The 17,242-nt window shown below is 60.6% G+C and carries 14 protein-coding genes; 4 read left to right on the top strand and 10 right to left on the bottom strand.

The genetic code is table 11. The annotated features are described in order from the left end of the window. Positions 1–59: 59 nt before the first annotated feature. Both ABEH28_RS18835 and ABEH28_RS18840 read right to left on the bottom strand, forming a co-directional pair. On the bottom strand, positions 60–908 hold the full coding sequence (locus ABEH28_RS18835; RefSeq protein ID WP_346627122.1) for a mechanosensitive ion channel family protein: 849 nt from the start codon (positions 906–908) through the stop codon (positions 60–62). 151 nt (positions 909–1,059) lie between these two features. Next, the gene (locus ABEH28_RS18840; RefSeq protein ID WP_065992166.1) at positions 1,060–1,545 is read right to left on the bottom strand and encodes a YajQ family cyclic di-GMP-binding protein; all 486 of its coding nucleotides are present in this window, start codon (positions 1,543–1,545) and stop codon (positions 1,060–1,062) included. Positions 1,546–1,717: 172 nt separating this feature from the next. On the opposite strand from ABEH28_RS18840, the gene ABEH28_RS18845 reads away from it, so the two are divergent. From ABEH28_RS18845 to ABEH28_RS18855, 3 genes are all read left to right on the top strand, one after another. Continuing rightward, positions 1,718–2,638 (top strand): putative 2-dehydropantoate 2-reductase, encoded by a 921-nt coding sequence (locus ABEH28_RS18845; RefSeq protein ID WP_346630807.1) that lies wholly within the window; start codon positions 1,718–1,720, stop codon positions 2,636–2,638. A gap of 62 nt (positions 2,639–2,700) precedes the next feature. Further along, positions 2,701–4,749, top strand: coding sequence for an ATP-binding protein (locus ABEH28_RS18850; protein WP_346630808.1), 2,049 nt, complete (start codon positions 2,701–2,703; stop codon positions 4,747–4,749). Positions 4,750–4,753: 4 nt separating this feature from the next. Then, on the top strand, positions 4,754–5,332 hold the full coding sequence (locus ABEH28_RS18855; protein WP_346630809.1) for a cob(I)yrinic acid a,c-diamide adenosyltransferase: 579 nt from the start codon (positions 4,754–4,756) through the stop codon (positions 5,330–5,332). A 444-nt stretch (positions 5,333–5,776) separates the two neighbouring features. On the opposite strand, the gene ABEH28_RS18860 is transcribed toward ABEH28_RS18855, so the two are convergent. The 4 genes from ABEH28_RS18860 to secA all read right to left on the bottom strand — a co-directional run bounded on the left by ABEH28_RS18860 (position 5,777) and on the right by secA (position 11,492). Then, the gene (locus tag ABEH28_RS18860) at positions 5,777–6,721 is read right to left on the bottom strand and encodes a Nudix family hydrolase (RefSeq protein WP_346630810.1); all 945 of its coding nucleotides are present in this window, start codon (positions 6,719–6,721) and stop codon (positions 5,777–5,779) included. 2 nt (positions 6,722–6,723) lie between these two features. Further along, positions 6,724–7,350 carry a glutathione S-transferase family protein gene (locus ABEH28_RS18865; protein WP_346630811.1) on the bottom strand — a complete coding sequence of 209 codons (627 nt, stop codon included), beginning with the start codon at positions 7,348–7,350 and terminating at the stop codon, positions 6,724–6,726. A gap of 38 nt (positions 7,351–7,388) precedes the next feature. After that, positions 7,389–8,606, bottom strand: a complete 1,218-nt coding sequence (gene argJ / locus ABEH28_RS18870) for a bifunctional glutamate N-acetyltransferase/amino-acid acetyltransferase ArgJ (RefSeq protein ID WP_346630812.1) — start codon at positions 8,604–8,606, stop codon at positions 7,389–7,391. 135 nt (positions 8,607–8,741) lie between these two features. Continuing rightward, on the bottom strand, positions 8,742–11,492 hold the full coding sequence (gene secA / locus ABEH28_RS18875) for a preprotein translocase subunit SecA (RefSeq protein ID WP_192171753.1): 2,751 nt from the start codon (positions 11,490–11,492) through the stop codon (positions 8,742–8,744). 319 nt (positions 11,493–11,811) lie between these two features. Between secA and ABEH28_RS18880 the strand changes: the two genes are divergently transcribed. Then, positions 11,812–12,279 carry a DciA family protein gene (locus ABEH28_RS18880; protein WP_346630813.1) on the top strand — a complete coding sequence of 156 codons (468 nt, stop codon included), beginning with the start codon at positions 11,812–11,814 and terminating at the stop codon, positions 12,277–12,279. A 535-nt stretch (positions 12,280–12,814) separates the two neighbouring features. Here ABEH28_RS18880 and lpxC read toward each other — a convergent pair. The 4 genes from lpxC to ABEH28_RS18900 form a co-directional block, all read right to left on the bottom strand. After that, positions 12,815–13,726, bottom strand: coding sequence for a UDP-3-O-acyl-N-acetylglucosamine deacetylase (gene lpxC / locus ABEH28_RS18885; protein ID WP_346630814.1), 912 nt, complete (start codon positions 13,724–13,726; stop codon positions 12,815–12,817). 112 nt (positions 13,727–13,838) lie between these two features. Further along, on the bottom strand, positions 13,839–15,029 hold the full coding sequence (gene ftsZ / locus ABEH28_RS18890; protein WP_074884474.1) for a cell division protein FtsZ: 1,191 nt from the start codon (positions 15,027–15,029) through the stop codon (positions 13,839–13,841). Between the two features lie 63 nt (positions 15,030–15,092). Continuing rightward, a complete protein-coding gene (gene ftsA / locus ABEH28_RS18895; RefSeq protein WP_037014678.1) occupies positions 15,093–16,352 on the bottom strand; it encodes a cell division protein FtsA in 1,260 nt (419 codons plus the stop codon). Between the two features lie 15 nt (positions 16,353–16,367). Further along, complete coding sequence (locus tag ABEH28_RS18900; RefSeq protein WP_282368937.1) at positions 16,368–17,240, bottom strand: cell division protein FtsQ/DivIB; 873 nt, start codon at positions 17,238–17,240, stop codon at positions 16,368–16,370. Between the last annotated feature and the right edge of the window lie 2 nt (positions 17,241–17,242).

Below are 17,242 nucleotides of genomic sequence, written 5' to 3' on the forward strand. Positions count from 1 at the left end.
CTCAACAAAAAGCCCCGCACTCTCACGAGTCGGGGCTTTTTGGTGTCTGCGATCGAGCGTTACGCCTTTGCGGGCTGCTCATCCTGCACCACACGAATCACCCGCTGCGGGAACGGGATGTCGATGTTGGCCGCGCGCAGGCGGTCGCGGATTTCAGCGTTGAAGCGGTTCGACACGTCACCGAAGTCACCAGTCTTGGTCCACACACGCAGGGACACGGTAATCGAGCTGTCGCCCAATGCCGCGACTACCGCCTGGGGCGCCGGATCCTTCAGGATGCGCGGATCATCCGCCATATCCATCAGCACTTGCAGCGCCTGCTTGAGGTCGGCGTCGTAATCGATGCCCACGTCGAAGGTGATCTTGCGCGTCGGCTGACGGTTGGTGTTGGTGATGATGCCGTTGGACAGGTTGCCGTTGGGCAGGATCACCGTCTTGTTGTCGCCGGTGCGCAGCACGGTGTGGAAGATCTGAATCCCGTCCACGGTGCCCGACACGCCCTGCGCTTCGATCCAGTCGCCAATGCGGAACGGACGGAACAGCAGAATCAACACGCCGCCGGCAAAGTTCGCCAGGCTGCCCTGCAACGCCAGGCCGATGGCCAGACCCGCCGCACCGATCGCGGCCACGAATGAGGTGGTTTCAACCCCGATCATCGAGGCAACGCTGACGATCAACAGAATCTTCAAAATGATATTGGTAATGCTGCTGATAAAGCCCTGCAACGCCAGGTCGACGTGGCGCAGCGCCAACAGCGCGCCCACGCGGGACGTCAGTCTATTGATCAGCCACCAGCCGACCAGCAGGACGACCACTGCCAGCAGCACTTTGCTGCCGTATTGCATGACCATCGGGATCCAGGCCTGAGACGCTTTCACCAGATGGTCTACCTGGCCGTTTAAATCCAAGTCCATCTATTTCTCCTCGGGGTCGCGACATGGAAGGCTGAAACAACGGCGCCGAGTGGGCCCGTTATTTCAGCCAGACCTGCATTCGGACGCACAGGAACCCCTCGGGTTCCTGAGCCAACATGAAATCGCAGGGCAAATCGCGGGGGAATCAGTCGCGGAAGTTGTTGAATTGCAGCGGCATACCGAACTCGTGACCACGCAGAGCAGCGATCGCCTCTTGCAGGTCGTCACGCTTCTTGCCGGTGACGCGCACTTGCTCGCCCTGAATCGCAGCCTGAACCTTGAGCTTGGCTTCCTTGATGTGAGCGACGATCTTCTTCGCCAGCTCCTTGTCGATGCCTTCCTTGAGCGTGGCCTCCTGTTTCATGACCTTGCCGGACGCGAAGGGGTCCTTCAGCTCCAGGCACTGCACGTCGATCTTGCGCTTGACCAAGGCCAGCTTGAGGATCTCGATCATGGCTTCGAGCTGAAAACCTTCTTCGGCGGTCATCTTGATCAGCAGGTCTTTTTCCGTGAACTCGAAGCTGCCTTTGCCTTTGAGGTCGTAGCGGCGGTCCAGCTCTTTGATCGCGTTGTCGACGGCATTCGTGACTTCGTGTTTATCCAGTTCAGACACTACGTCGAACGAGGGCATTTAGATTCTCCAATTGATACGGCGCGGCTCGACATGTGGATGGAGCACGCCTGACTTGACGGTATGAAAGCCCGGTCATTATAACGAGACTTTTCCCACGTTCATGTGAGCCTGCGATGTTGATTTGGTTTTCCTTGCGCACCGAGATCTTCGTCATCGGGCGTGATTTCTTTTGAGTCGCGTTTGCTGGCATGTGCTGGGCGCGGGCAGCCTGGGCAGTCTGTGGGCCACACGACTGGCCCGGGCGGGTCGGCCGGTGCGCCTGATCGTGCGCGACGAGGCTCGACTGGCGGCCTACAACACCCAAGCCGGTCTGGCTCTCAACGAAAACGGTCAGCGTCAGACGTTTGCCATTCCGGCGCAGACGGTCAGCGCGGATGAACCGATCCAGCGGTTGCTGGTGGCATGCAAGGCCTACGACGCTGAACATGCGGTTGCAGCCGTCGCCCATCGCCTGACCGACAGGGCCGAGGTGCTCCTGCTGCAAAACGGGCTGGGCAGCCAGGACGCCGTGGCCGCCATGATTCCTGAGGCACGCTGCATCTTTGTCTCCAGCACCGAAGGCGCCTACCGCCATGAAGACGGGAGCGTGGTGTTCGCCGGACAGGGCTTCAACTGGCTGGGCGACACGCAGCAAGGCGCGGCGCCGGCCTGGCTGGACGAACTCAAGCAAGCGGGCATCCCCCATCAGTGGACCGCTGACATCGCCGAACGCCTCTGGCGCAAGCTCGCGCTCAACTGCGCCATCAACCCGCTGACCGTCTTGCACCAATGCCGCAACGGCGAGCTGCAGGCTCATGCCGAGGAAGTGACGGCGCTGTGTGCCGAGCTCGGCCATGTGCTGCACTGCTGCGGTCAGCCCGGCGCGGCGGAAGGGTTGCTGGATCAAGTGCAGCAGGTGATTGCCGCCACCGCTGCGAATTATTCCTCGATGTATCAGGATGTCGCCCAAGGCCGCCGCACCGAGATCCGCTACCTGCTCGGGCATGTCTGCGCCACGGCGGCGACGCTTGATTGCCCGGCACCCACACTGAACCTGTTGCGCCTGCGCCTGATCGAACACCTCAACGCCCGAGGTCTGCCCAGCGACTGACGGGTTTGCTCACGGGCGGAACAGCGCTAACCTGCCCGCTCCTCCTTCCGGTGACCTACCCCATGCCATTGCGCCAGCGCCTCGAAAACCTGCCGGTCGGTCAAAAACTGCTGGCCGCCTTGCTGGTATTGCTCACCACCGTGCTGGTGGTCGCCAACCTGACCTTCATCAGCGCCGCCTACTACATCTCTCAGGAAGCGATGGCGCCCCAGGCGTTGCAAACGATCGGTCGACTGATCAGCAATCCGGGGCTGTCCGAGCAAGCCTTATCCTCGACCTACAACGCCCAGGCGCTGCTCAAGGAACTTAAAAATTACGGCCCGTTGCGGGCGGCGGCTGTTTACGACAGCAGCGGTACGCGTCTGGCGCAGATGCAGCAGGGCGACAAATTGCGCATGCCTGACCACTATCGGGATCTGGAGAGCTGGCGCATTACCGAGTTTCGCAACACTCAGGTCATCCCCATTCCCAAAGCAGGGCAAGCGCCGGGGCATCTGTTGCTGGTCGCGAGCAGCGAACTGCCGACGGCGTTCTACACCGGCACGCTGACCGCCAGTATCGGCATTCTGATTTTCAGCATCCTGCTCTGGGCCGGTGTCGCCCGGCAGATTCGGCGCTTCATCACCGAGCCGATCTACCAGCTTGAAGATTTGTCCCGGCGGGTCACCCGCGAGGAGAACTACGCGCTGCGGGCGAGGCCCGGTAACAAGGACGAAATCGGGTCGCTCGCCGAGGCGTTCAACACCATGCTCTCGCGCATGGAAGCCCGTGAGCAGCAGCTCAGACGCGCGCGCGATGAGTCCCAGGAAGCCTACGATCAGGCCCAGGGTCTGGCGGAAGAAACCCGTCACACCAACCGCAAGCTGGAGCTGGAAGTGCAGGTGCGCAGCAAGATCGAGAAGAAGCTCACGGGGTTTCAGAACTACCTCAACAGCATCATCGACTCCATGCCTTCAGCGCTGATTGCCCTGGACGAGCAACTGTACGTCACCCAGTGGAATCAGGAAGCCGGCGCCCTGTCCGGTACGCCGCTGGACGAGGCGCTGAACCAGCCCATCTACTCGGCGTTCCCGCCGATGCGCGCCTTCTTGCCGCAGATCAAACAGACCGTCGAGCGTCACACCGTCACCAAGATTGAGCGTGTCACCTGGGTCAAGGGCGAAGAGTCGCGTCATTACGCCCTCACCTTCTACCCTCTGACCGGCGATGCCGGCCGTGGCGCGGTGATCCGCATCGATGACATCACCCAGCGCCTGTCGCTGGAGGAAATGATGGTCCAGTCCGAGAAGATGCTCTCGGTGGGTGGCCTGGCCGCAGGCATGGCCCATGAAATCAACAACCCCCTCGGCGCGATCATGCACAACGTGCAGAACATCCGCCGTCGGCTGTCGCCCGATCTGCCCAAGAACCTGGAACAGGCCCAGCAGGAAGGCATCGAGCTGGCCGCGGTCAATCAATACCTGATCGCCCGGGAAGTGCCGCAGTTGCTGGACGGCATTCAGTCGGCCGGAGCGCGGGCGGCGAAGATCGTCAGCCACATGCTCAGCTTCAGCCGACGCAGCAACCGGCAGTTGGCGCCCTGTGATCTGCCGGCACTGATTGATCAGGCCGTGGAGATCGCCAGCAACGACTTCGACCTGACCATCGGCTTTGACTTCAAGGGCCAGAACATCATTCGCCAGTTCGATTCTGCTCTGGGCCCGGTGCCTGCGACGGCCAACGAACTGGAGCAAGTGCTGCTCAACCTGCTGAAGAACGCCGCTCAGGCTATCCACCAGCGCGAGAACGCCAGCGAGCCGGGGCGCATTATTTTGCGCACGCGCCTGAACCCGCCGTGGGCGGAAATTCAGGTCGAGGATAACGGCATCGGCATGCCGGAAAGCGTGCGCAAGCGCACCTTCGAGCCGTTTTTCACCACCAAAGAGATCGGCCAGGGCACGGGCCTCGGGCTGTCGGTGTCGTATTTCATCATCACCAACAACCACAAAGGCCAGATGGAAGTGCATTCCACCCTCGGCCAGGGCACCTGTTTCACCTTGCGCCTGCCGCTGGTGGACAATTCGATAGATATGCCTGCACCACAGGTCATTGGTCAGAACGACCGGGAGTAGAGCCATGGGATTTCGCTTGTCGAAAATTTACACGCGCACGGGTGACACCGGCGAAACGGGCCTGGGCGATGGTCGCCGAGTGCCGAAGGATCACCCGCGGGTCGAGGCCATCGGGGAAGTCGACTCACTGAACAGTCAGGTCGGCGTGTTGCTGGCCGGCCTTTCGGCGGCAGTCTCGATTCATCCGGCGTTGCAGGAAGTCATCGACGTGTTGGCGCCGTGTCAGCATCGGTTGTTCGACCTGGGCGGCGAGCTGGCGATGCCGGAATACAAGGCGCTGAATGCGGCGGAGATCGAGCGCCTGGAAACGGCCATCGATCACTGGAATGAGGAGCTGGGGCCGCTGGAGAACTTCATCCTGCCGGGCGGCTCGACGCTGATCGCCCAGGCCCACGTTTGCCGAAGCCTGGCGCGTACGGCGGAGCGGCGTTGCCAGCACCTGAACGCGGTCGAGCCACTGGCCGGGGTTGGTCTGGCGTACATCAATCGGTTGTCGGATCTGCTGTTTGTCGCGGCGCGGATCATCGCCCGGCGTGAAGGTGTGGCGGAGATTTTGTGGGAGCCTGCGAAGAAGCCGCAGTGATTGGGTTGGGAGTAGGCAGGACTGTGCTGCGGTGATGATGTGCTGATACACCGCAACTCAGCTGGCAAGCGCAAATCCTGTGGGAGTGACCGGGGTGGCGCTCCACCTTGCTCACGAAGACTGCATTTCAGCCACTAGAGATCCAGTGGATGTACAGACCTCTTCGCGAGCAAGCTCGCTCCCACAGTGACCGCATCAGCCGTTGAACAAGCGGTGCCTGATTGCTTGATGAGCGCAGAGCATCAAATGTGCTGCTACACCGCGATTGACTGGCAAAACAGGGATCCTGTGGGAGTGAGCTTGTTCGCGAAGACTGCGTTTCAGCCGCTAGAGATGCGGCGACTGATAAAGCTTCGCGAGCAAGCTCGCTCCCACAGGGGCTTCATTCGCCGTTGAATCTGCGGTGTAGCAACCTTTGTTCTCGAACTCAGATCGGAACAGCTTTTAGCCCTGCGGCCAGAACGCTCTGATCCCCGCCACACCCTGCGCGCCACATTCCCACGCGTGCTGACGGTCCGTCGGCCCTACCCCGCCCAGCAGATAAACCGGCTTGCTGAAGCTCTCAATCAAGTCGCGAGCCTTTTCCCAACCCAGCGGCTGTGCGTCCGGATGGCTTTGGGTCGGCAGCACGGGCGAGAGGGTGACGAAATCCACGCCCATCTGCTCGGCCAGACTCAACTCTTCAGCGTCGTGACATGAGGCTGCCAACCAGCGATCTTCAGGAAATGGACGGCCCTTGCTGGCGTATTTGCGCAGCTGTTCGCTGGTCAGGTGCCAGCCCGCTGCCGGAAAGTCGCCCAGCCATTCCCTCGGCCCTTTGAGCATCAACTGCGCCTTGCCCGCGCACAGCCCGACCGCGTCCACCGCAACGTCACGGTATTTCGGGTCGTACATGTTCGGCGCCCGCAGTTGAACCAGCTTGATGCCGCCAGCCACCGCCGTGCGTATGCCACGCAGCAGCTCGGGCGTTTCCAGATCGTCCGGGGTGATGAGGTACTCGCCCGGCAAACGCGCAGCGGCCACGATCGGCCGATTGGCCGCCGGAAATTCATACTCGGCCAGTTCCCGCTGCGATACCCAGGCCAGCGGTTGCCCTTCGACACCGTGGGGCTCGCCGGTAAACGACGAGACTTCCCAGACATCCAGCAACACCTGTTTGTCCGGGTAGTCGTGCTTGATCTTGATCAGCGGACGCGCCGCCGTAACGACGATGCCGAGCTCTTCGTGCAGCTCGCGGGACAGCGCGGCCTCGACCGATTCATCCGGTTCAACCTTGCCGCCAGGAAACTCCCACAGACCGCCCTGATGCTGTTTGTCGGCGCGTCGGGCGATGAGGATCTTGCCGTCGGTGCCACGGATAACCGCCGCGGCCACATGGATGCGTTTCACGTTCAACCTTCCTCCAGACCTGCCTGCTGCCAGCGTTTGAACTCAGGCCACTGATAAATCGTTTCGACGTAGGCGGCCGCGTCCGCAGGCAGCTCAACGTGATAGGTACGAAAGCGCACGGCGACCGGTGCGAAGAACGCATCGACGATGCCCGGCGTGCCGAACAGGAACCCCTCGCTCACACCTGACACCGCGCGGCATTCACGCCACAGCGCAACCATGCGGTCGATATCGGCCTGAGCTTCGACCGCGATGACCTCCAGCGCCTCGTCCTGACGCAGGTCCATCGGCAAGCGCGAGCGCAGTCCGACAAAGCCGCTGTGCATTTGCGCGCACGCCGAGCGGGCCTGAGCGCGGGCGGCGATATCCGCCGGCCACAAGCCTGCATTCGGAAAACGCTCCGCCAGATACTCACAAATCGCCAATGAGTCGACAATGGTGCCGTGCTCGCACTTCAGCGCAGGGACTTTACCGGTCGGCGAATGCTCCAGAATCAGCCGCGTGGTGTCAGCCTGATTCAGGCGAATCACCTGATCGGTGAACGTCTCGCCGGTCAGCGCAAGCGCCAGCCACGGACGCAGCGACCAGGAGGAATAACGTTTGTCGCCGATGATCAGGTGCAGGCTCATGTCTTGGCTCCGTTGAGACCGGTGGACTCGCTCGTGACTCAGGTGCGGTATTCCGCGTTGATTTTCACGTACTCGTGCGACAGGTCGGTGGTCCAGATGGTTTCGCTGCAATCGCCACGGCCCAACTCGATGCGGATGGTGATTTCTTCCTGCGCCATCACCAGCGAGCCTTGCTCTTCAGTGTAGGTGCTGGCGCGGGCGCCTTTGCTGGCGATGCAAACGTCACCCAGAAACACGTCGATCTTGCTGACGTCCAGGTTCGGCACCCCCGCACGGCCTACGGCCGCCAGGATCCGGCCCCAGTTAGGGTCTGACGCGAATAGCGCGGTTTTGATCAGCGGCGAATGGGCCACGGTGTAACCCACGTCCAGGCATTCCTGGTGATTGCCGCCGCCGTTGACTTCGACGGTCACGAACTTGGTCGCCCCCTCGCCGTCACGGACGATGGCCTGGGCAACGTCCATGCACACCTCGAAGACGGCTTTTTTCAGCGCTTCAAACAGTGGGCCCTTGGCTTCAGTCACCGCGGGCAGGTCGGCCTGGCCGGTGGCGATCAGCATGCAGCAGTCATTGGTCGACGTGTCGCCGTCGATGGTGATGCGGTTGAACGACTTGTTGGCGCCGTCGCGAATCAGGTCCTGCAGCACGCTCGGCACCACCTTGGCGTCGGTAGCGATGTAGCCCAGCATGGTCGCCATGTTCGGACGAATCATGCCCGCGCCTTTGCTGATCCCGGTCACGGTGACCGTCACGCCGTCGAGCACGAACTGACGGCTCGCGCCCTTGGGCAGCGTGTCAGTGGTCATGATGCCGGTGGCCGCTGCGGCCCAGTTGTCGACGGACAAATCATCCAGCGCCGCCTGCAGCGCGCCTTCGATCTTCTCGACGGGCAACGGCTCACCGATCACGCCCGTGGAAAACGGCAGCACGGCGCTGGCGTCCACCCCGGTTATCTCGGCCAGCTTCGCGCAGGTGCGCTCGGCAGCGGCAAGGCCCGGTTCGCCCGTGCCAGCGTTGGCGTTGCCGGTGTTGGTCAGCAGATAGCGCACAGTGCCCTGCACGCGCTGTTTGGCGATGATCACCGGCGCCGCGCAAAACGCGTTCAGGGTGAATACGCCCGCGACACTGGAGCCTTCGGCGCAGCGCATGACCACAACATCTTTGCGCCCCGGGCGCTTGATGCCGGCGGAAGCGATGCCAAGTTCAAAACCGGGAACCGGGTGCAGCGTCGGCAAAGGACCAAGACCAACAGCCATGAAGTGCGCTCCTTGAAAGACAGTCACACCGCGCGGCCTCGCCGACACGGCTCGATTGATTGAAAAACGCCGCGACGGCTGAGCCGGTCGCGGCGTGATATTACAGGTCAGCTACAGCTCTTCGCGGTGGGCGAATTAGCTGATCTGGCCGTGACAGTGCTTGAATTTCTTGCCCGAACCACACCAGCACAATTCGTTGCGACCCAGCTTCTGGTCGTTGCGTACCGGCGACAGTGCGGCGGCAGCGGCTACCGCAACGTCCTCGCCCTCTTCGGCGAGCAGGTCCGGCTGATCCAGGCCCGGCGCTTCGGCGTGCTGGAACTGCATGCGCTGCGCCAACTCCTCGGCTTCGCGACGCAGACGCGCCTCTTCCTCGGCCGGATCTTCGCGGCGAACCTGGACGTGGGACAGCACACGAATGGCGTCGCGCTTGATCGAATCGAGCAGCTCCTGGAACAGGGCAAACGACTCGCGCTTGTATTCCTGCTTCGGGTTTTTCTGAGCGTAGCCGCGCAGGTGAATACCGTGCCGCAGGTGATCCATGGTCGACAGGTGGTCTTTCCACAGGTCGTCCAGCACGCGCAGGAGAATCTGCTTCTCGAAGGTGCGCAGCGCCTCGGCACTGGCCTGGTCTTCTTTCTCGTTGTAGGCCGCCAAGATGGCTTCCATCAACTTCGGACGCAGGGTGTCTTCGTTCAGGTGATCGTCTTCGTCGAGCCACTGCTGAATCGGCAGCTTCACGCCGAAATCGCTGTTCAGCGCGGCCTCAAGACCGGCCACGTTCCACTGCTCAGGCAACGACTGCGGCGGGATGTGCGCGGAGATGGTGGCGTCGAGGACTTCTTCGCGGAACTCGGCAATGGTGTCACCAATGTTGGTCGCAGCCAGCAGGCTGTTACGCATGTGGTAGATCACTTTCCGCTGTTCGTTGGACACGTCGTCGAACTCGAGCAGCTGCTTGCGGATATCGAAGTTGCGGCCTTCGACTTTGCGCTGCGCTTTTTCGATGGCGTTGGTCACCATGCGGTGCTCGATCGCTTCACCGGACTGCATGCCCAGCGCTTTCATGAAGTTCTTCACCCGGTCAGAGGCGAAGATGCGCATCAGGCTGTCTTCCAGCGACAGGTAGAAACGGCTCGAACCGGTGTCACCCTGACGACCGGCACGACCACGCAGCTGGTTGTCGATACGGCGGGATTCGTGACGCTCGGAGGCAATCACGTGCAGGCCGCCCGCCTCGATCACTTGCTGATGGCGCTTCTGCCAGTCGGCCTTGATCTGCGCGATCTGCTCTGGGGTCGGGTCTTCCAAGCTGGCCACTTCAACTTCCCAGTTGCCGCCCAACAGAATGTCGGTACCGCGACCGGCCATGTTGGTGGCAATGGTCAGCGCACCCGGACGACCGGCCTGGGCAATGATCTCGGCTTCTTTTTCGTGGAACTTGGCGTTTAGAACCTTGTGCTCGATGCCTTCCTGCACCAGCAGGCGGGACATGTGCTCCGAGGTTTCGATGGTCGCTGTACCTACCAGCACCGGACGCTGCTCGGCCAGGCAGGCCTTGATGTCGGTGATGATCGCCGCGTACTTCTCTTCCGCGGTCAGGTACACGAGGTCGTTGAAGTCTTTCCGCGCCAACGGCTTGTTCGGCGGAATGACCATCACGGCCAGTGCATAGATCTGGTGGAATTCGAACGCTTCGGTGTCCGCCGTACCGGTCATGCCAGACAGCTTGTTGTAGAGACGGAAGTAGTTCTGGAAGGTGGTCGAGGCCAGGGTCTGGCTCTCGGCCTGAATGTTCAGGCCTTCCTTCGCTTCGATGGCCTGGTGCAGACCTTCGGACAGACGACGACCCGGCATGGTACGGCCGGTGTGTTCGTCGACCAGCAGGATCTGGCCGTCCTGAACGATGTACTCGACGTTGCGATGGAACAGCTTGTGGGCACGCAGACCGGCATACACGTGGGTCAGCAGGCCGAGGTTGTGCGCCGAGTAAAGGCTCTCGCCTTCAGCCAGTAAGCCGACTTCGGTGAGCATCTCTTCGATGAACTGGTGACCGGACTCGTTCAGCTCGACCTGACGGGATTTCTCGTCGATGGAGAAGTGACCCTGCTGGGTGACCTGGCCTTCCACTTCCTCGATGTGCTGCTCGAGCTTGGGGATCAGCTTGTTGATTTCGGTGTAGAGCTTGGAGCTGTCTTCGGCCTGGCCGGAGATGATCAGCGGCGTACGCGCTTCGTCGATGAGGATCGAGTCCACTTCGTCGATCACGGCGAAATTCAGTTCACGCTGGAATTTGTCTTCCAGGCTGAACGCCATGTTGTCGCGCAGGTAATCGAAACCGAATTCGTTGTTGGTGCCGTAGGTGATGTCGGAGGCGTAGGCGGCGCGCTTCTCTTCCGGCGGCTGGAAAGGCGTGACCACGCCTACGGTCAGACCGAGGAATTCATACAGCGGGCGCATCCAGTTGGCGTCACGACGGGCCAGGTAGTCGTTCACCGTGACTACGTGCACGCCTTTGCCGGACAGTGCGTTGAGGTAGACCGCGAGGGTCGCGACGAGGGTTTTACCCTCACCGGTACGCATCTCGGCGATCATGCCTTCGTGCAGCGTCATGCCGCCGATCAGCTGTACGTCGAAATGACGCATGCCCATGATGCGTTTACCCGCCTCGCGGCAGACCGCGAAGGCTTCTGGCAAGAGCTGGTCGAGGGTCTCACCTTTGGCTATGCGGGCCTTCAACTCATCGGTCTTGGCGCGCAGCTGTTCGTCCGAGAGGGCGAGCATTTGCTCTTCGAAGCTGTTGACGACCTGGACCGTCTTGAGCATGCGCTTCACTTCGCGCTCGTTCTTGCTTCCGAAAAGTTTTTTTAACAAAGGTGCAAACATATCGAAAGGATCTTCCACACATAGGGATGGAGGGCGGCCCCGTGAGTCGCCCGAGCAGCCCTCATGGCCGCATGCGAACGAGCATTCTACCCGGAAATGGTGGTGAGGAAAGTGGCGTTATTCCACGATGCTGGCACAGCAATGTTACGGGGCAGAAGTACAATAGGGTCATTTCCTGTGACTTCAACCCATGGGGGTGAGAAGTTTTATTAATGTTTTTTCATGATCGCGCGGCTTATTTGTACCCCGGACGCCTGACGCAAAGGTGCTTCTACCGATTCTGCTAAGATCACGCCCAGGCAACACAAGGCACCTCATCATGGCATTCCGTCCCCTCCCCGCTCGCGCACCGGCTGTGCTTCTGCGCGAAGCCCGGCCCCTCAAAGCCATCTTCAACCACGCCCAACGCCTCGCGCACTTGCAGCGTCTGCTGGAAAGCCAGCTACAACCCGCCGCCCGCGAGCACTGCCACGTCGCGTCATGGCGCGAAGGTACACTGCTGCTCATCGTCACCGACGGCCACTGGGCGACACGACTGCGTTATCAACAGAAGCGTTTGCAACGGCAACTGGTCGCGTTCAAGGAATTTGCCAACCTCACCCGCTTGCAATTGAAGGTACAGCCCTCGAGAACCCACAGGACCGAAGCTGGGCATACGCGCGATCTGTCGGTCGCGGCGGCTGAGACCATCACCGCAACAGCGGAAGGCATCACCGACCCGAAACTGCGTGCTGCGCTCGAACGGCTGGCCGCGCATGCTGTGCCTAAAGAGGCTGGGGATTCGTAAACCTGCAGGATGCCGGCGTTTTCACTGACCCCTTCCCGGCTAAAGCCGGTCCCACTAAAAAGCATCGCGTACACCCTGTGAGACCTATGGAGGTCAGTGGGACCGGCTTTAGCCGGGAAGCTTTTGATCTGTTCTTGATCTGCTTTTGATCTTGATCTTCATACGCAAAAAGCTCAGACGACACCCATCGCGACTTGGGTGCAGGCTGAACGCAGTTCTCGCGCAGTGGGCCGAGCCGCATGGATGCGGCGAGAGCGCCGTCAGGGCATGGATGCCCGTTCGGCGCGGGCCCACGGAGCGAGAACGGAGTGAAGGTATTCCGACGAAGGAGGAACCCAACCAGGAGCACGGCCTTTTTGGTTACTTTTTTCTGGGCCGGCAATCCGGGCTGTTGGAAAAAGTGACCCGCCGTAAGGGCGGAACCATAACTCCAGCAAACACAAAAAACGGATATGCCCGCTATCTAATCGACGATCCATAAAAAAGGCCACCCGAAGGTGGCCTGAAAACATCAAGACTAGGAAGAAGAGACTGTTTACACCGCCGCTACAGGGCGCATGTAAGAGATCGGTGCGGTGCTGGCATCTTCGAAGGTCACAACTTCCCAAGCGTCTTCCTGAGCGATCAACGCACGAAGCAAACGATTGTTCAGACCGTGTCCCGACTTGAAGCCCTGATACTCGCCGATCAGACTGTTGCCCAACAGATACAGGTCACCGATGGCATCCAGAATCTTGTGCTTCACGAACTCGTCTTCATAACGAAGACCGTCTTCGTTCAACACGCCGTCCTTGTCCACGACGATCGCGTTTTCAACGCTGCCGCCCAGAGCCAGGTTGTGCTTACGCAGATACTCGATGTCTTTCATGAAACCGAATGTCCGCGCACGGCTCACTTCTTTAACGAACGAAGTGCTGGAAAAATCCACACAAGCCGTTTGCGTGCGGTTCTTGAGATACGGGTGATCGAAATCGATCTCGAACCCGACCTTGAACCCTTCAAACGGTAAGAACTTGGCGGACTTGCCGTCTTCTTCTACGTACACTTCTTTAAGTATGCGGATGAATTTCTTCGGTGCGTCCTGTTCTTCCAGGCCAGCCGATTGAATCAGGAATACGAAGGGACCTGCGCTGCCATCCATGATTGGAACTTCGGAGGCAGAAAGTTCAACGTAGGCGTTATCGATGCCAAGGCCGGCCATGGCCGACAGCAAGTGCTCGACCGTATCGACCTTCACGTCGCCATTGAACAGCGTCGTGGAGAGCGTGGTGTCACCCACATTCAACGCGTGAGCGTTGATCTGGACCACCGGCTCAAGGTCGGTACGGAAAAACACAATGCCAGCGTTCACAGGTGCTGGTTTGAGGGTCAGGTAAACCTTCTCCCCCGAGTGCAGGCCGATACCTGTGGCACGGATAATATTTTTCAGGGTGCGTTGTTTAATCATGGCATTGGCCGCTTCAGCGCGTATCGCGAATTAGTATCAACAAAGGCTGGCGATGATAGCAGACCCCGCCTTTGCTGAACACCAATCACCCTTATACCCCTGATAGAACCCATTAATCAGCCTGACGACGCAGGAACGCTGGAATATCCAGGTAATCCAGATCGTCTTGGGGGTTCATCTTCGCTGCGGCTGTTGCGCCCGCGTGTGCCTGATTGCGCATCACGGTTGGACGGTCCAAATCGCGGTAGTTGACCGAAGGCAACTCCTGGCGTGCGGCGTGCTGCTGCGCAGGTGCGGCTTGAGCGGTCTGCATGGTGTTGTCGATGACCTTCACAGGCTTCTCGATTTTCGCACCCAGGCCGGTGGCAACCACAGTGACGTGCAGCTCGTCGCGCATGTCCGGATCGATAACCGTACCGACCTTGACCATGGCGTGCTCGGAGGCGAACGCTTCGATGATGCTACCCACGTCGGAGTACTCACCCAGGGACAGGTCAGGACCGGCAGTGATGTTGACCAGAATGCCGCGAGCACCTTGCAGGTTCACGTCTTCCAGCAACGGGTTGCGGATCGCCGCTTCAGTGGCTTCACGCGCACGGTTCGGACCGCTGGCGCAGCCAGTGCCCATCATCGCCATGCCCATTTCGGACATCACGGTGCGTACGTCAGCGAAGTCGACGTTGATCATGCCCGGACGCTTGATGATGTCGGAGATACCGCGAACGGCACCGGCCAATACATCGTCAGCCTTGGCGAAAGCCGACAGCAGGCTGGCGTCTTTACCGAGGATGGTCAGCAGCTTCTCGTTGGGAATGGTGATCAACGAGTCGACGCTTTCGGACAGCGCGCGGATGCCTTCATCGGCGATCTGCATGCGCTTGCGGCCTTCGAACGGGAACGGACGCGTCACGACCGCAACGGTCAGAATGCCCATTTCCTTGGCCACTTCGGCAATGATCGGAGCCGCACCGGTACCGGTACCCCCGCCCATGCCGGTGGTGATGAAGACCATGTTGGTGCCTTGCAGCACTTCAGCAATGCGCTCGCGGTCTTCCAGTGCAGCCTGACGGCCGACTTCAGGATTCGCACCTGCGCCCAGGCCTTTGGTCACGCCGGTACCCAGTTGCAGAATGGTACGTGCGCCAATATTTTTCAGTGCCTGAGCATCGGTGTTGGCGCAGATGAACTCGACGCCTTCGATGTTGCTCTTGACCATGTGATTGACTGCGTTGCCGCCGCCACCACCAACGCCGATAACTTTAATTACCGGGCTTTGTGGGATGTTGTCTACGAGCTCGAACATGTTCCCTCTCCTTCAGTTCTCTAGTTTTATGTCGCCTGTTGCCTGCCTACCACTTTTTGAATCTTAGAAATTCCCCTGAACCCAGCGCTTGAGACGCTCTAACACTGGAGCCTTCGGTTCATCGCTATAACTGCTACCGGAGCCGGAAAGGCCGGACAGCGAGATGCCGTCAGACTGCTTTTGCAGTCCGTACAGCAACAGGCCGACGCCGGTTGAGTAGATCGGGTTGCGGACGACGTCCGCGAGCCCTTTGACGCTGTGCGGCACGCCGAGGCGGACCGGCATGTGGAAGATCTCTTCGGCCAGTTCGACCGCGCCTTCCATTTTCGAGGTGCCACCGGTCAGCACGATGCCGGCCGGGATCAAGTCTTCGTAGCCGCTGCGACGCAGTTCGGCCTGAATCAGGGTGAACAGCTCGTCATAGCGCGGCTCGACCACTTCGGCGAGGGCCTGACGGGACAGTTCACGGGGCGGACGGTCGCCGACGCTTGGCACTTTGATGGTTTCGCCGGCGCCGGCCAGTTTGGCCAGGGCGCAGGCGTAACGGATCTTGATTTCTTCGGCGTACTGAGTCGGTGTACGCAACGCCATGGCGATGTCGTTGGTGACCTGGTCGCCGGCAATCGGGATCACCGCGGTGTGACGGATCGCGCCTTCGGTGAAGATCGCGATGTCAGTAGTGCCGCCGCCGATGTCCACCAGGCACACGCCCAGCTCTTTCTCGTCGTCGGTCAGCACCGAGTAAGCCGAGGCCAGTTGCTCGAGGATGATGTCGTCGACTTCCAGCCCGCAGCGGCGCACGCATTTTTCGATGTTCTGTGCCGCGTTCACCGCGCAGGTCACCACGTGAACCTTGGCTTCCAGGCGCACGCCCGACATGCCCAGTGGCTCGCGAACGCCTTCCTGGTTATCGATGACGTAATCCTGTGGCAGCGTGTGCAGCACGCGCTGGTCAGCCGGGATCGCCACGGCCTGGGCAGCGTCGAGCACGCGCTCAAGGTCAGCGGAGCTCACTTCGCGGTCACGGATCGCCACGATGCCGTGGGAGTTCAGGCTGCGAATGTGGTTACCCGCGACGCCAACGAACGCCGAGTGAATCCGGCAACCGGCCATCAGCTGCGCTTCTTCTACTGCGCGCTGGATCGATTGCACGGTGGATTCGATATTCACCACCACGCCCTTCTTCAGGCCGCGGGACGGGTGAGTGCCGATACCGACGATTTCCAGTGTGCCATCAGCCGCGACTTCGCCTACCAGCGCCACCACTTTGGAGGTGCCGATATCCAATCCGACGATCATTTTGCCGCTTTGCACGTTTGCCATGGGTCCTGCCTCTTATCAATTCTTCGCGACGGCGGGTTTGTCCGTCGTTGGCGCTGCTGCCTGTTCGCGCCAACCAACGGCCAGGCCGTTGTTGTAACGAAGGTCGACGCGCGCAATGTTCGTGATCTGGTCTTTCAGTGTCTTGTCGTAGATGGCGATAAAGCGGCGCATCTTCTCAAGCAGATTGCCTCGTCCCAGCAGCAGCTCCAGGCCAGGGCCTGCAGTGCCTGCGCCGGTGGTCAGAAACCAGCTGCCTCGCTCACGCAGTTCCAGGCGAGCGATGGAGAACCCCAGCGGGCGCAACATCTGGCTCAGGACCTGGTACTGCTGCATCACCTGCTGTTGAGCCCGTTGAGGCCCGAACAACTGCGGAAGGTGTTCGTAGTTGGCCAGCTCACGCGGGGTGAATGCCTGGCCCTGGTTGTTCAGCAGGGATTGATCGCCCCAGCGCGCAACCGGTAATTGTTCTTCCAGACGGATCACCACCTGATCCGGCCAGACGCGGCGGACCTCGGCGTGGGCAATCCACGGCATTTGCTCGAGCTCGGTGCGCATGCCGGCCAGGTCGATGTTGAAGAAGCTGGTCGCCACGAACGGCGCGATCCGCTGTTGCACGGCTTGCTGACTGATGTAGCTCAGATCGCCCTGCACGTTGATCCGCGAGATCGGCCGATCGGCGTAAGGCAGCAGGCGCTGCGCGGCTTCGTACGTACCAAAACCAAACACCACCAGCAGCACCGGCCACATCAGGCTGCGCAGGAAACCGAAATTCGGTCGTGGCATGCGCGACGACATGGGCTCCTTGGCAACCATGCGGCTGGCACCCCGCGGCACCGGCTTGTTGCGGCCGGTAGCGGATTGCTGATGACGAACCGTTGCGCCGTGCATGA

This window comes from Pseudomonas sp. Ps21-P2, assembly GCF_039672565.1.
Lineage (GTDB): Bacteria > Pseudomonadota > Gammaproteobacteria > Pseudomonadales > Pseudomonadaceae > Aquipseudomonas.

Excerpts from the sequence above, each read along its gene's own strand:
- ABEH28_RS18840 (WP_065992166.1), bottom strand. The coding sequence starts at position 1,545 with ATGCCCTCGTTCGACGTAGTGTCTGAACTGGATAAACACGAAGTCACG.
- ABEH28_RS18850 (WP_346630808.1), top strand. The coding sequence starts at position 2,701 with ATGCCATTGCGCCAGCGCCTCGAAAACCTGCCGGTCGGTCAAAAACTG.
- ABEH28_RS18855 (WP_346630809.1), top strand. The coding sequence starts at position 4,754 with ATGGGATTTCGCTTGTCGAAAATTTACACGCGCACGGGTGACACCGGC.
- ABEH28_RS18865 (WP_346630811.1), bottom strand. The coding sequence starts at position 7,350 with ATGAGCCTGCACCTGATCATCGGCGACAAACGTTATTCCTCCTGGTCG.
- argJ (WP_346630812.1), bottom strand. The coding sequence starts at position 8,606 with ATGGCTGTTGGTCTTGGTCCTTTGCCGACGCTGCACCCGGTTCCCGGT.
- secA (WP_192171753.1), bottom strand. The coding sequence starts at position 11,492 with ATGTTTGCACCTTTGTTAAAAAAACTTTTCGGAAGCAAGAACGAGCGC.
- ABEH28_RS18880 (WP_346630813.1), top strand. The coding sequence starts at position 11,812 with ATGGCATTCCGTCCCCTCCCCGCTCGCGCACCGGCTGTGCTTCTGCGC.
- lpxC (WP_346630814.1), bottom strand. The coding sequence starts at position 13,726 with ATGATTAAACAACGCACCCTGAAAAATATTATCCGTGCCACAGGTATC.
- ftsZ (WP_074884474.1), bottom strand. The coding sequence starts at position 15,029 with ATGTTCGAGCTCGTAGACAACATCCCACAAAGCCCGGTAATTAAAGTT.
- ftsA (WP_037014678.1), bottom strand. The coding sequence starts at position 16,352 with ATGGCAAACGTGCAAAGCGGCAAAATGATCGTCGGATTGGATATCGGC.
- ABEH28_RS18900 (WP_282368937.1), bottom strand. The coding sequence starts at position 17,240 with ATGCACGGCGCAACGGTTCGTCATCAGCAATCCGCTACCGGCCGCAAC.